The sequence below is a fragment of the Cellulomonas biazotea genome, from assembly GCF_004306155.1.
Taxonomy (GTDB): domain Bacteria; phylum Actinomycetota; class Actinomycetes; order Actinomycetales; family Cellulomonadaceae; genus Cellulomonas; species Cellulomonas biazotea.
On the sequence record NZ_BIMR01000012.1, the window covers coordinates 13,908 to 26,024 of the forward strand.

The window sequence follows — 12,117 nt, forward strand, 5'->3', positions numbered from 1 at the left end:
GTCCCGGCGCCCATCACGCCCTCCCCTCGTCCGCGAACCGCGGGTACGTGCGGCGCAGCGCCGCGACACCGTCGGCCGACGCCCGGCGGGCGGCCGCGGCCGTGCCGCCGAGCAGCGCGGCGACCTCCTCGTACGGCAGCCCGCCCAGGTGGTGGTAGGCCACCGAGCGCCGCTGCTTGTCCGGCAGAGCCGCGAGGGCCGCCCACAGGTCCAGGTCGCGCGACACCCCCACGACCGCGCGGTCCGGCAGGTCCGCGACGGGGACGGCGTGCCGGGCGGCCCGTCGCACGACGTCCACGGACTTGCGGTGCGCGATCGTCACGAGCCACGCCTCGACGTTCGCGTCCGCGGGAAGGTCCGGGTACGCGCGCAGCGCCGCGAGGAACGTCTCCGACCACGCGTCGTCGGCGTCGACCGGTCCGAGCACGGCCCGGCACACGCGCAGGACCGTCGCCCCGTGGTCGGTGACGACGCGCTCGAAGGGGTGCTTCACGTCCACAGTGTGCAGACGCGCGGGGCCCGACGGGTGTGAGGTCCGTCCGCGAGGTCACCGTCGGCGTGTCCCGGCTCGGCGAGGACGCGGCGCCGGAGGCTGCCGTCGGGCACAGTGGGGCCATGACGAACCTCGACGTCCGACCGGAGCCCGAGGTGTGCGCCCTGGCACCCGCGCACGGTCCCGTGGCGGTGCTGCACCCGGCCCGCGAGGTCCCGCTCGGCGGCGTGCGGGGGATGCAGGTCCGCCGGACGCTGCCGCAGCGCGAGCTGCCGTTCGTCGGTGCGTGGTGCTTCCTCGACGAGATGGGCCCGCAGGACGTCGACATGCGTGTCCTGCCGCACCCGCACACCGCGCTGCAGACGGTCACGTGGCCGCTCGTCGGCGACATCCTGCACCGCGACTCGGTGGGCTCGGAGGTCGTCGTCCGGCCGGGGCAGCTCAACCTCATGACGGCCGGGCACGGGGTGTCGCACTCGGAGTTCACGCTCGGTGACGCCGCTCCCCTGCACGGCGTGCAGCTGTGGGTCGCCCTGCCCGACGCGGTGGCCGACGCCCCGCCGTCGTTCGAACAGGTCGCGGCCCCGCCGGTCTGGGAGGCCCCGGGGGTCCGCGCGACGGTGTTCGTGGGTGCCCTCGACGGTGCCCACTCCCCTGCGCGTGTCCACTCGCCCCTGCTCGGCGCCGACCTCGTGGTCGACGCCGGACGAGACGTCGTCGTCCCCCTGCAGCGGGGCTTCGAGCACGCCGTGCTGGTGCTCGACGGCGCGGCCCACGTCGCCGGGGTGCCGGTCGAGCCCGGTCCGCTGCTGTTCCTCGGCGACGGGCGCGACGAGGTGCACGTCCGCGCCTCGACCCCCACGCGGCTCCTGCTGCTCGGCGGTGCCCCGTTCGAGCACGACCTCGTCATGTGGTGGAACTTCGTCGGCCGCACCCACGCCGACATCGCCGCCGCACGTGACGCGTGGGAGTCGCCCGACGCCGCCGAGCGCTTCGGGGTGGTCGCCGGGCACGGATCCGACCGCATCCCCGCCCCCGCCCTGCCCAACGTGCGGCTGCAGCCGCGCCGCCGCCGACCCCGACCGGAGACCGCATGACCGACGCGCCCCTGCCCCCGTCCGCCCGCCGCGTCGCGGACGCCCTGCACGCCGCCGGGGTCGCCGGCCAGGTCGTCGTGCTGCCCGACTCGGCGCGCACCGCCGCGGAGGCCGCCGCCGCGCTCGGCTGCGAGGTCGGCGCCATCGCGAACAGCCTCGTGTTCCTCGCCGACGGTGCGCCGCTGCTGGTCCTGACCAGTGGCCGGCACCGCGTCGACACCACCGGCCTGGCGCAGCGGCTCGGACGCGACCGGGTGAGCCGCGCGAGCGCCGAGCAGGTGCGCGCGGCGACCGGTCAGGCGATCGGCGGCGTCGCCCCGCTCGGCCACCCGGCGCCGCTCGAGACCGTGGTCGACGTCGCGCTCGCCGAGCACGCGCAGGTCTGGGCCGCGGCGGGCACCCCGCACAGCGTCTTCCCGACGACGTTCGACGAGCTCGTCCGGGTCACCGGCGGCACGCCGCACGTCGTCGCCGACGACGAGGTGCCCGCGGGCTGACCCGCCCGCCAGGTGGGCCGCGAGGGCGTCCTCAGGCGGGTCAGACCATTGCGGCCGCGAGGGCGTCGCGCGCGCCCTGCACCCGGATCTCCACCCGGGCGATGTCCGCGGCCGGGACGCTCGACGACGCGCCGAGCCCACGTGCGTGCCCCGTGGTCGCCGACCACGTCGCCACGACCGTCGCCGTCCCGTCGTCCTCGACGAGGACGAGCTCGTACACCGGGCTCGGCCCGTAGACGGTCTCCTCGGGCGCCGCACCCTCCGGGTAGGTGCACGACCAGTCCAGCCGCGTGCCCCAGCCCTTCTCCTGCAGCGTCAGGTCGGCCGTCACCGCGATCTCGCCGGTGGGCCGCAGCTCGAGGCGGGCCGCCTCCGCGACGACCGGCGCCGGTGCGACGGTCCGCGCCGCCCAGGCACCCCCGAACGCCGCGCCGACCACGAGGACCGCGGCGGCGCCGGCGAGCACCAGACGGCGCCGCAACCGGGCCGATCGGGTCGACCGGGCCACCGTCGCGAGGTCGACCACCTCGGCACCCTCCACGTCGACCCGCGGCGTGCCGTCGACCAGCGCCGTCCCCTCCTGCGCCGTGAGCGCCCGCAGCACCCCCGGCATCCCCGCGAGCTCCGTCACCCGCTCGCGGCACGCCGCGCACGAGGCCAGGTGCTCCTCGAACAGCCGCCGGTCCGACGGGCTCAGCGCACCGAGCACGTAGGCGGCGTCCCACTCACGGAAGACGTCCTCGCCGGGCGTCCCGGGACGGTCGGGGTCGTGGACGGTCACGAGGTCACTCCCCTCTCCTGCAGCGCGAGGCGCAGCGCCCGCAGACCGTAGTGCATGCGCGACTTCACCGTGCCCTCCGGGATCTGCTGCTCGCGCGCGAGCTCGGCGACCGACCGGCCGCCGTAGTAGGCGCCGACGACGACCGCCCGGTGCTCGGCGGTCAGCTGCGCCAGGGCGTCGGACACGAGCCACGCGTCGAGCACCGCCTGCGTGCCGTCCGGGCCCGCCCGCTCCGGGGTGCGGTCCGTGACGCGCTCGCGGGCGTACCGCGCGCTGCGCCGGTCGTCGATCACGAGGTTGCGCGCCACCGTGTACAGCCACGCACGGGTCGCGTCGTCGTCGCGAGCGAGGACCTCCGGGTGCCGCCACGCGCGGACCATCGCCTCCTGGACGACGTCCTGCGCGAGCTCGTGGTCACCGGTCAGACGCACCACGAAGTGGTGCAGAGGGCGCGCGTAGGACGCGTGCAGGGCGCGCAGCAGCGCGTCGGCATCCTCGTCCACGCCGTCCCCACCTCCCGTCTCGTCACCCACCCAACGGTGCAGGGGGCCGTGAGGTTCACGGTGAACCCGGACGGCCCCTGCCCCGTGGTCCCGGATGGAGGCGGTGACGACGCACCACCGGTGCGGGCCCGCTCCCCCGTCGGAAGGTGACCACCGTGCGACGCTCCATCCTGCTCACGACGCTCGGCCTCGTCACGGCCGCCACGCTGGTCGGCTGCTCCGGCTCGGGCGACGACGACACCGCCGGGTCGGACACCACCGAGTCGACGGCCGAGGAGTCCGAGTCCGCCGAGGCGCCCGCCGGGGACGCCGACCTCATGACCGCCGAGACGTCGCTCGGCACGGTCGTCGTCGACGGCCAGGGCATGACGGCCTACTACTTCCTCAAGGACACGCCCGGCTCGGGCACGAGCGCGTGCACCGGCGACTGCCTCACCGCGTGGCCGCCGATCATGGCAGCGACGGAGGAGCCCGTCGTCGAGGGCGTCACGGGCGACGTCGGCACGATCGAGAACGCCGACGGCGAGTACCAGGTGACGATCGACGGCCGGCCGCTGTACCTGTTCGCGCAGGACATGGCCCCGGGCGACGTCAACGGGCAGGGCGTCAACGAGGTCTGGTACGCGGTCGCGCCCGACGGCGCGCAGGTCGGTCCGTGACGGTCAGGCCTGGGTGCCCGTCTCGACGTTGAGGACGTTGCCGTCCGGGTCGCTGAACCACGCGGCCTTCATGTCGCCCTGGACGAGCACGCCGTCCTGCCACGTGCCCTCCGGGGCGTCGAACGTCTGCAGCTCGACGCCCCGGTCGCGCAGGTCCGCGACCTCCGCGTCGAAGCGGTCGCCCGAGAGCTGGAACGACACGGCCGTCGCCTGGTTCGTGCCCGCGTACCCCGACGGGTACACGAGGAACTGCCCGGACCCCGCGCGGTACATGACACCCTCCGCGGCCTCCCCGGCGCTCGTGAACCCGAGCGTCCCCTCGTAGTAGGCGCGCGCCCGCTCGAGGTCCGTGACCGCGAGGACGGGGATGGCGACGAAGTCGGAGAGCATGGTGGCCTCCTGGGCGGGCCAGACGACCCTCGGCTGGCCGGCGGCTCGACGCTAGGACCGCCCCGTGACAGGGTCAATCACGCTGCACGGACGTGCAGGCATGCCCCTTCGCACGGAACCGCGCGCGCGAGTTGTCGATCCACGGCGACCTCGCGCGTCATGGCCCCGACGACCGGGAACCACCCGGCCCGGACCCACGGAGACCACCCATGCGCTACCTGATGCTCGTCTGCACCGACCCGACCGGCGACACCGACACCGTCGAGGGCGACGGCGACATCGTCACGTGGCTCGACGAGACCGGCACCGCCCGGCTGCACGGCGACCGCCTGCGCCCCGCCGAGGAGGCCCGGACCGTCCGCGTCCGCGGTGACCGGACCCTCGTGACCGACGGCCCGTTCGCCGAGACGCAGGAGCAGATCGCCGGCTACGACGTGCTCGAGTGCGACTCCCTGGAGCACGCCGTCGCGATCGCGGCGAAGCACCCCATGGCGCGGTTCGGCCGCATCGAGGTGCGTGAGTTCTGGCCCATCCCCGACTGACGCGGATCCCGGGCAGCGCGCTGCACGAGCACCCCGGTCAGGTGAGGTAGAGTTTCCGAGGCCCCTGCGGGGGCCATCGGGCTGTGGCGCAGCTTGGTAGCGCACTTGACTGGGGGTCAAGGGGTCGCAGGTTCAAATCCTGTCAGCCCGACGCATCAGGCCTGGTGAGACGGTGTCTCACCAGGCCTGAGGAGTCTCTGGACATTGGTCCATCCCGCGTTTATCCCGCGTTTTCGACTCACGAGCAGCGTCGCGGGAGCGTCAACGTCGAGCTGGGCGCGCAGCGTCTCGCACTGCGTCGCGACATCTGAACGCCCTGCGCACACCTGGCTGCATGACCACGCAGACCCATCTCCCGAACGACGTCGCCGGCCCGAGCTCGACGCTCCCGGGCCTCGAACCGCTGCTGAGCATCGACGCACTGGCCGAGTACGTCGGCGTGCCGGTGGTCACGATCTACCGCTGGCGTACGGAGGGCAAGGGGCCGTGCGCCCTGCGTATCGGCCGGCACCTGAAGTTTCCGTTGTCGTCTGTGCAGACCTGGCTCGACAGCGTGCGGGAAACCACGCCGGGGACGTATCGCGCCGAGCGGTGAGCGGACGTGCCTAGGTCACGGCTGGGGGTGGGCACCTTCGGCGAGATCTCGACGCAGCAAACACCCAGCGGCCGGTTCCGAGCGCGGGTGCGCTATCGGGACGGTCATGGCCGTTACCGCCAGCTCGAGTCGACCGGTGGCAGCCGGGCCGACGCGCGGCGGCGGTTGCAGCTCAAGATGAGGACGGTGTCTGACGAGCTCGAGCCGACGAGCGAGATCACGGGCGGGACTTCGTTCGCGGACCTCGTGGCGTACTGGCTCGCGGCTCTGGAGGCCGAAGGCGAGCTGGCGATCAGCACGCGTGAACGCTACGCGTGGGAGGCCGAGCACCTCCTGCTGCCGGCGTTCCGGGACTTCACCGTCCGCGAGATCACCGTGGCCCGCGTGGAACGCTGGCTCACGCAGCAACGCGCGTTCAGCTACGCCCGCGCCGTGCACTCGAAGAAGGTCCTCAGCCTGGTGATGGGCCTCGCGGTGCGGCTCGAGGCGGCCGACCGCAACCCTGTCCAGGGCACGCGACGTCTCAAGCGGCCGGCCCGGCCTCCCATGGCCCTCGAAGCGGTCGAGCTCGACGTCATCCGCGATGCCGTCGCGTCATGGCGTCGGAACGGAACGTCGATGGGCCCCAGACCGGATGGTCAGCTCGAGGCGATCATCGAGGTCATGGTCGGTACGTCCGCGCGCATCGGAGAGGCGCTTGCTCTTCGGGTGTGCGACCTGGACCTCGACGCCGAGCCGCCGACCATCCGGATCGCCGGCACGGTTGTCTCGCCCAAGAGCCGGCCGACGTACCGGCAGGACCACCCCAAGTCCGCGAAGTCCGTGCGCCGGGTCGCCGTACCGTCCTTCACCGCCGAGGCCGTTCGCTCGCGCCTCGCCGTGACTGGGGCCCTGCCACAGGACCACCTCATCTTCTTCAGCCGCAACGGCACGCCCCTCACGACCGCGAACGTTCGACGACGACTCCGTGAGGCGCTCCGGTCCGCGGGGGTTGCGACGGTGACTCCGCATGCATTCCGTCGCACCGCCGCCACGGTCGTCGACAAGCATGGCGGGCTCGACCTCGCCGCTGAGCTCCTCGGACACACCTCGACCGCAATCACGCGGCTCCACTACATCCAGCCGGACGAGCAGGTGGACGCACGAACCGCCGAGATCCTCGAACACCTGTCGCCGCGAAGCGGTCGCTCTCACGAAGCAGGGGTCTGCTGCACGAGTAGGTGACAGCGGGTCTCAGGCGGCGAGTGCGACCTGAGGGGTGTTGATGGTCTCGTACTCGATGGGGGTCAGGCGACCGAGTCGCGCTTGGCGTCGGCGGCGGTGGTAGGTCCGTTCGATCCAGACGATGATCGCCAGGCGCAGCTCGTCGCGGGTGGTCCAGCGGCGCCGGTTCAGGACGTTGTTCTGCAGGAGTGAGAAGAACGACTCCATCGCGGCGTTGTCGCCCGCGGAGGCGACCTGGCCCATCGACCCGACCAGGTCGTGGCGGGCCAGCTCGCGCAGGACCTTGCGGCTTCGGAACTGGCTCCCACGGTCCCCGTGAACGATGCACCCGGCCACGTCACCGCGACGTTGCACGGCGCTGGCCAGGGCGTTCACCGCGATGTGGGACGTCATGCGGTCACTGATCGAGTACCCGACGATCCGGTTGGAGAACACGTCCTTGATCGCGCAGAGGTAGACCTTGCCCTCGCTCGTGGGGTGCTCGGTGATGTCCCACAGCCACAACCGGTTCGGTCCGTCGGCGGTGAACACGCGCAGCACAAGGTCGTCGTGCGCCGGCGGCCCGGCCTTCTTGCCACCTCGGGGGCGCTTCTTGCCGAACACCGACCACCAGCCGTTGGACGAGCAGATCCGCCACACCGTGCGGTCGCAAGCCACCAGACCGGCCCGAGCCGCCTCGTCGGCGAGCAGCCGGTGGCCGAACTCGGGGTCGTCGCAGTGGGCGTCAAACAGCGCGTTCGCGAGGTGCGCCTGCTTGAGCTCACGCGCACCGACAGGCGCTGCGAGCCAGCGGTAGTAGGGCTGTCTGGCGAGCTTGAGAACCCGACACGTCACCGCCACAGGCACCCCGTCGGCGGCGAGCTCACTCACGAGCGGGTAGAGCCCTTTCCCGGCAGCTGCGCCTGCGAGAGATACGCCGCTGCGCGACGCAGCACCTCGTTCTCCTGCTCCAGCAGCCGGATCCGCCGACGCGCCTCACGCAGCTCGACCGACTCCGAGGCGGTCACGCCCGGACGGTTGCCGTCCTCGACGTCCGCGTCACGCAGCCAGTTGCGCAGACACGACTCGGCGATCCCGAAGTCGTGCGCGATCTGCTTGATCGGGGCCTCGCCACGGCGGGCGACCGCCACGACGTCCCGGCGGAACTCCATGGGATAGGGCCTGGGCACGGTGCACATCCTTCCAGCGGGGACCGCGTCCCCACAGGTCAGGTGTCACCCATCCGTGCAGCAGACCCATGTGTGCACCTTGCGGCTGACTGCGCTGCGGCGTTCGCGCGCAGGTACGGCGGATGCTTCAGGCGGTGGGGATGAGGTGACAGACCTGGGCGGGGGTGCACTGGTCAGGGTGCAGAGTCTTTGCCCGCGCGCTGAGCTGGCGCACCTGGGTTAACAGAGTCGTGAGCTCGGCGATCCGCCGCTCAAGATCGTGGGCGTGCTGTTCGAGCACTGCCGCGACGTGTGCGCACGGTGCGCCGGCGCTTTCGCGGGCAGAGACGACGTCGACGATCTCCGCCAGGGTCAGCCCGGCCGCCTGCGCGGCCTTCACGAACGCCAGCCGGTCGACCGCCCGGTGGTCGTACTCCCGGTAGCCCGACGCTTGGCGAGCCGGCGCTGGCAGCACGCCGGCGCTCTCGTAGTAGCGGATCGTCTTGGTCGTCACGCCGGCCGTGGCGGCCAGCTCTCCGATGCGCATGGTCAACCGTAGACCTTGACCTTCCCCCGCACTGGAACGTCTACCGTCCGATGACCTGTCCGCGCGCGCGAGGAGAATGCCATGGACGAGTACGACCTGATCGTCATCGGGACCGGCGGCGCTGCGATGGCCGCGGGCATCGAGGCACGGTCCCGCGGCAACAGCGTCTTGCTCGTCGAGCACGGGCCGCTAGGCGGGACCTGCCTGAACATCGGTTGCGTGCCCAGCAAGAACCTCCTCGCCGCCGCCGGGCAGCGCCACCGTGCGGCCACGCACCCCTTTGAAGGCATCTCCACCAGCGCGGGCCCGGTCGCCTTGGGCGCCCTGATGGAGCAGAAGCAGGCCTTGATCGACCGCCTGCGCCAAGCGAAGTACGCCGACGTCGCCGACGCCCACGGCTTCCCGATCCTGCAGGGCCACGCACGCTTCATCGACCAAGAGACACTGCAGGTCGACGGCCAGGCCCTGCGAGCACGGCACGGGTACGTCGTGGCCACCGGCGTGGCACCACACATCCCGGACCTCCCGGGGTTGGGTGACGTGGCGTACCTGACCTCCACCACCGCGATGGAGCAGCAGGACCTACCCGCATCCATGGTGGTGCTCGGCGCCGGGTATGTCGGGCTCGAGCAGGCCCAGCTGTGGGCGCACCTCGGTGTCGCCGTCACCATCGTCGGACGCTTCGCGCCCCACGCGGAGCCGGAGGTTGCAGACGTGTTGCTCGGCGTGTTTCAGGACGAGGGCATCACCGTGGTGCAGGAGCGCGCGACGGAGGTGCGGGCGACTCACGACGGCGTTGAGGTCCGGACCGGGAGCGAGAGGCGGCTGACGGGCCAGCGGTTGCTCGTGGCGACCGGGCGCTTCGCCGACACGTCCGACCTGGCTCTCAATGCAGCAGGTGTTGCTACTGACAGGCGCGGCTTCGTCGTCGTCGACGAGAACCAGCGGACCACCAACCCACGGGTCTTCGCGGCCGGGGACGTGTCCGGCGTCCCGCAGTACGTCTACGTCGCAGCCCAGACAGGACACGTCGCCGCAGCCGGCGCGCTCGGCCAGCCCTCAGCAGTGGACTATCGAGGGCTGCCCGGCGTCACCTTCACCACGCCCCAGATCGCCAGCGCGGGACTGACGGAGGACCAAGCTCTCGCCGCTGGGCACGCCTGCGAATGCCGCGTCCTAGGAGCGCAAGACATCCCGCGCGCCCTGGTCAACCAGGACACCCGCGGTGTCCTCAAGCTCGTCATCGACGCCGAGAGCCGCAAGATCCTCGGGGTGCACGCTGCCCTGGACGGCGCAGGCGAACTGATGCTCGCAGCGACCTACGCGATCAAGTTCGGCCTCACCGTGGACGACCTCGCCGACACTTGGGCCCCCTACCTAACGATGAGCGAAGCCCTGCGCATCGCCGCCGGCTTGTTCCGCTCAGCGCTGCCCACGAGCTGCTGCGCATAGGCACCCGAGCCGGCGCGTCACGGCTCGTGCGAGCCCGCGCCGACAGTGTCGCCCTTCAGCCTCAGGGCCACCCATAGGCCGCAAGGCCGACAGATGTACGACGCCCCGCCGTCCAACGCATGAAGAGCGCGGCGCGGCTTGCTGCGCCCGCAGCACGAGCACTCCCTCGAGTCCTGGCTCATCACGCGATGCTCCCACTCCCGCACCAGAAGACACAGGGCCAGGCTGGGTCAACGCGTCAGACAGAGTTGAGCCTGTCCCACTTCCTTGGAAGTGGGACGAGCGGTGGTGTGTCCCGCGTTCGGTGGAGTCGGATTCCTGGACTCTGGTGCCACTTGACCCTTGGAGGAGGGCCTCGTGGGACGTCGTGGGTATCCGCCGGAGTTACGGCGCAGGGTGCTGGATCTGGTCGCCAGTGGACGCTCGGTCGCGGACGTCGCTCGCGACCTCGGAATCAGCGAGGAGTCGATCTACACCTGGCGCCGCCAGGACCGCGTTGACGCTGGCCTGGCGCCGGGGCTGACGTCGGCGGAGAAGGCCGAGCTGACCGCGGCCAAGCGCAGGATCGCCGAGCTGGAGGCCGAGCTCGCGGTGCACCGACGCGCGAGTGAGCTGCTGGGGAAGGTGGTGCCCCCAAAAGGCGGTTCGAGGCCATCGCGGTGATGGCCGAAGAAGGACTACGTGTCCAGGTCGCCACCCGCGTTCTCGGGACCTCGGAGTCGGGGTTCTACGCCTGGCGCACCCGCGCACCGTCGGCCCGAGCGATTCGGCACGTCATCCTCACCGACGCGATCCGCGAGATCCACGCCGTCTCGCGCGGGGTCTACGGTGTCCGGCGGGTTCACGCCGAGCTGAGACTCGGTCGAGAGATCTCAGTGGCGCAGGGCACGGTGGCAATCCTGATGCAGCGAGCCGGCCTCAAGGGCATCGGCGGGCGGCCCAAGTGGCGCCGCCCGCACCCGGACCTGATCTCCACCGACATGGTCGACCGCCGGTTCCGTCGCGAGGGCCTGGACCAGCTGTGGGTCACCGACATCACCGAACACCACACCCGCGAGGGCAAGGTCTACTGCGCCGACCCGCACTCACCCTGGCAGCGCGGCACGAACGAGAACACCAACGGGCTGCTGCGCCAGTACTTCCCCAAGGGCACCGACCTGTCTCGCTGGCCCGCCGAAGACCTCCTCGCCGTCCAGGCGGCGATCAACAGCAGACCCCGCAAGGTCCTCGGCTGGAGAACACCAGCCGAAGTCCTCGACGAGCAGCTACGGTCGCTCCAACAAGCAAGCGTTGCAACGACCGGTTGAACCCAGTCAGTTCGGTTCATGGGCATTCACCCGCCGCGCGAAGGACTCCGGACTCGTCCCGTCGATGGGCTCCATCGGAGACTGCTACGACAACGCCGTCATCGAGTCGTTCTGGTCCCGCATGCAGGTCGAGCTCCTGGACCGTCAGCGCTGGCGCACCCGGCTGGAACTGGCGAACGCGATCTTCGAATACCTCGAGATCTTCCACAACCGCCAGCGCCGGCACTCCGCACTGGGCTGGCTCACGCCCATAGAGTTCGAGACGAGACAACCGATCACCGTGGCCTAGCGTCCAGCAACGCGGCTCCACGGAACCCGAGACACACCAGAGCCTCCATGGAACCCGGGGCGGTTCAGCCGGCGCGCGAACAGCCAAGGTCACTCGAGTGCTCATCGTCGCCGTCGACGGGCGGGGCAGCCAGGTCCTCGACCCCCCGCAGTACGTCCCCACGCCGTGCGCTCCTGAAAGAACGCCCGCGGCGGCGGAACATCAGCCCCGAGTCCGGTGCTCAGCCGGGCGGCAACCGCTGCGTGCCACGCAGTCGGACAGCCTCGTGCGCGCCGCGGCGAACTGCTCGAGCCACCTGAGCGGGGCGTCGGCGTTGGCGGTGGTGGCGTAAGCCCCTTGCCACGCGAGGTGGAGTGCTGACAGCTCTTCGATGAGCTCGGTGTGGTCGTGCCAGCATGCCGGGACGACGCGGCGGTCGAGCTGGAAGCGTTCGACGAGCCAGCCGATCCAGAGATCGAGCTCCTCGAGCAGGAGTTCCTGGTCCTCCGGTGCGTGGGCAGACCACACGATCGGCACGGGTAGTGCTGTCGGTTGCGTCATCTGTCGCGGCGGGTAGAAGAGATCGCCTCGGCTGTCATCGCGGTTCACGAGAG

At 71.5% G+C, this 12,117-nt stretch carries 16 protein-coding genes, 1 tRNA gene and 2 pseudogenes; 12 read left to right on the forward strand and 7 right to left on the reverse strand.

What is annotated here, in order from left to right:
• Window positions 1-13: 13 nt before the first annotated feature.
• Window positions 14-493, reverse strand: a complete 480-nt coding sequence (locus CBZ_RS00915; RefSeq protein ID WP_130779744.1) for an RNA polymerase sigma factor — start codon at window positions 491-493, stop codon at window positions 14-16.
• Window positions 494-615: 122 nt separating this feature from the next.
• Between CBZ_RS00915 and CBZ_RS00920 the strand changes: the two genes are divergently transcribed.
• The gene (locus tag CBZ_RS00920; protein WP_130779745.1) at window positions 616-1,590 is read left to right on the forward strand and encodes a pirin family protein; all 975 of its coding nucleotides are present in this window, start codon (window positions 616-618) and stop codon (window positions 1,588-1,590) included.
• On the forward strand, window positions 1,587-2,087 hold the full coding sequence (locus CBZ_RS00925) for a YbaK/EbsC family protein (protein ID WP_130779746.1): 501 nt from the start codon (window positions 1,587-1,589) through the stop codon (window positions 2,085-2,087). The genes CBZ_RS00920 and CBZ_RS00925 overlap by 4 nt, the downstream gene beginning before the upstream one ends.
• A 40-nt stretch (window positions 2,088-2,127) precedes the next feature.
• On the opposite strand, the gene CBZ_RS00930 is transcribed toward CBZ_RS00925, so the two are convergent.
• Entirely contained in the window at window positions 2,128-2,868 is a 741-nt protein-coding gene (locus CBZ_RS00930; RefSeq protein ID WP_130779747.1) for an anti-sigma factor family protein, read from the reverse strand.
• Complete coding sequence (locus CBZ_RS00935; RefSeq protein ID WP_130779748.1) at window positions 2,865-3,371, reverse strand: sigma-70 family RNA polymerase sigma factor; 507 nt, start codon at window positions 3,369-3,371, stop codon at window positions 2,865-2,867. Before CBZ_RS00935 ends, CBZ_RS00930 begins: the two co-directional genes overlap by 4 nt.
• Window positions 3,372-3,526: 155 nt before the next feature.
• Here CBZ_RS00935 and CBZ_RS00940 point away from each other — a divergent pair, with 155 nt between their 5' ends.
• Window positions 3,527-4,030 carry a COG4315 family predicted lipoprotein gene (locus tag CBZ_RS00940; protein WP_130779749.1) on the forward strand — a complete coding sequence of 168 codons (504 nt, stop codon included), beginning with the start codon at window positions 3,527-3,529 and terminating at the stop codon, window positions 4,028-4,030.
• A gap of 3 nt (window positions 4,031-4,033) precedes the next feature.
• Here CBZ_RS00940 and CBZ_RS00945 read toward each other — a convergent pair whose 3' ends face one another.
• Complete coding sequence (locus CBZ_RS00945) at window positions 4,034-4,420, reverse strand: VOC family protein (RefSeq protein WP_130779750.1); 387 nt, start codon at window positions 4,418-4,420, stop codon at window positions 4,034-4,036.
• 209 nt (window positions 4,421-4,629) lie between these two features.
• On the opposite strand from CBZ_RS00945, the gene CBZ_RS00950 reads away from it, so the two are divergent.
• From CBZ_RS00950 to CBZ_RS00965, 4 genes are all read left to right on the forward strand, one after another.
• Window positions 4,630-4,962, forward strand: coding sequence for a YciI family protein (locus CBZ_RS00950; RefSeq protein ID WP_130779751.1), 333 nt, complete (start codon window positions 4,630-4,632; stop codon window positions 4,960-4,962).
• A gap of 77 nt (window positions 4,963-5,039) precedes the next feature.
• Window positions 5,040-5,113, forward strand: a tRNA-Pro gene (locus CBZ_RS00955).
• Between the two features lie 183 nt (window positions 5,114-5,296).
• Window positions 5,297-5,557: a helix-turn-helix transcriptional regulator gene (locus CBZ_RS00960; RefSeq protein ID WP_130779752.1), complete on the forward strand. Its 261-nt coding sequence runs from the start codon at window positions 5,297-5,299 to the stop codon at window positions 5,555-5,557.
• A gap of 27 nt (window positions 5,558-5,584) precedes the next feature.
• Complete coding sequence (locus CBZ_RS00965) at window positions 5,585-6,781, forward strand: tyrosine-type recombinase/integrase (protein WP_246012940.1); 1,197 nt, start codon at window positions 5,585-5,587, stop codon at window positions 6,779-6,781.
• A gap of 9 nt (window positions 6,782-6,790) precedes the next feature.
• Here the strand turns inward: CBZ_RS00965 and CBZ_RS00970 are convergent.
• Both CBZ_RS00970 and CBZ_RS00975 read right to left on the reverse strand, forming a co-directional pair.
• A protein-coding gene (locus CBZ_RS00970; protein WP_130779775.1) for an IS3 family transposase occupies window positions 6,791-7,950 on the reverse strand; the annotation gives its coding sequence in 2 pieces (ribosomal slippage) (window positions 6,791-7,669 and window positions 7,672-7,950; 1,158 coding nt in all).
• 127 nt (window positions 7,951-8,077) lie between these two features.
• Window positions 8,078-8,476 (reverse strand): heavy metal-responsive transcriptional regulator, encoded by a 399-nt coding sequence (locus tag CBZ_RS00975; RefSeq protein ID WP_013884816.1) that lies wholly within the window; start codon window positions 8,474-8,476, stop codon window positions 8,078-8,080.
• 81 nt (window positions 8,477-8,557) lie between these two features.
• On the opposite strand from CBZ_RS00975, the gene merA reads away from it, so the two are divergent.
• The 5 genes and pseudogenes from merA (at window position 8,558) to CBZ_RS00995 (ending at window position 11,524) form a co-directional block, all read left to right on the forward strand.
• Window positions 8,558-9,928 carry a mercury(II) reductase gene (merA, locus tag CBZ_RS00980; RefSeq protein ID WP_034228832.1) on the forward strand — a complete coding sequence of 457 codons (1,371 nt, stop codon included), beginning with the start codon at window positions 8,558-8,560 and terminating at the stop codon, window positions 9,926-9,928.
• Window positions 9,929-10,285: 357 nt separating this feature from the next.
• The gene (locus tag CBZ_RS00985; RefSeq protein WP_130779753.1) at window positions 10,286-10,591 is read left to right on the forward strand and encodes a transposase; all 306 of its coding nucleotides are present in this window, start codon (window positions 10,286-10,288) and stop codon (window positions 10,589-10,591) included.
• Window positions 10,591-10,845, forward strand: a pseudogene (locus tag CBZ_RS21940) (IS3 family transposase); the annotation flags it as partial. The gene CBZ_RS00985 and the pseudogene CBZ_RS21940, both read left to right, overlap by 1 nt.
• A gap of 144 nt (window positions 10,846-10,989) precedes the next feature.
• A pseudogene (locus tag CBZ_RS21625) lies at window positions 10,990-11,235 on the forward strand (IS30 family transposase); the annotation flags it as partial.
• A 64-nt stretch (window positions 11,236-11,299) separates the two neighbouring features.
• A complete protein-coding gene (locus tag CBZ_RS00995) occupies window positions 11,300-11,524 on the forward strand; it encodes an integrase core domain-containing protein (protein WP_130779755.1) in 225 nt (74 codons plus the stop codon).
• Window positions 11,525-11,725: 201 nt separating this feature from the next.
• Here CBZ_RS00995 and CBZ_RS01000 read toward each other — a convergent pair whose 3' ends face one another.
• A complete protein-coding gene (locus tag CBZ_RS01000) occupies window positions 11,726-12,112 on the reverse strand; it encodes a hypothetical protein (protein WP_130779756.1) in 387 nt (128 codons plus the stop codon).
• Window positions 12,113-12,117 lie beyond the last annotated feature (5 nt).

What these genes read in the sequence shown, in the direction of transcription:
- merA (WP_034228832.1), top strand. Translation starts at nt 8,558, where the DNA reads ATGGACGAGTACGACCTGATCGTCATCGGGACCGGCGGCGCTGCGATG.
- CBZ_RS00995 (WP_130779755.1), top strand. Translation starts at nt 11,300, where the DNA reads ATGGGCTCCATCGGAGACTGCTACGACAACGCCGTCATCGAGTCGTTC.
- CBZ_RS00975 (WP_013884816.1), bottom strand. Translation starts at nt 8,476, where the DNA reads ATGCGCATCGGAGAGCTGGCCGCCACGGCCGGCGTGACGACCAAGACG.
- CBZ_RS00920 (WP_130779745.1), top strand. Translation starts at nt 616, where the DNA reads ATGACGAACCTCGACGTCCGACCGGAGCCCGAGGTGTGCGCCCTGGCA.
- CBZ_RS00950 (WP_130779751.1), top strand. Translation starts at nt 4,630, where the DNA reads ATGCGCTACCTGATGCTCGTCTGCACCGACCCGACCGGCGACACCGAC.
- CBZ_RS00960 (WP_130779752.1), top strand. Translation starts at nt 5,297, where the DNA reads ATGACCACGCAGACCCATCTCCCGAACGACGTCGCCGGCCCGAGCTCG.
- CBZ_RS00925 (WP_130779746.1), top strand. Translation starts at nt 1,587, where the DNA reads ATGACCGACGCGCCCCTGCCCCCGTCCGCCCGCCGCGTCGCGGACGCC.
- CBZ_RS00945 (WP_130779750.1), bottom strand. Translation starts at nt 4,420, where the DNA reads ATGCTCTCCGACTTCGTCGCCATCCCCGTCCTCGCGGTCACGGACCTC.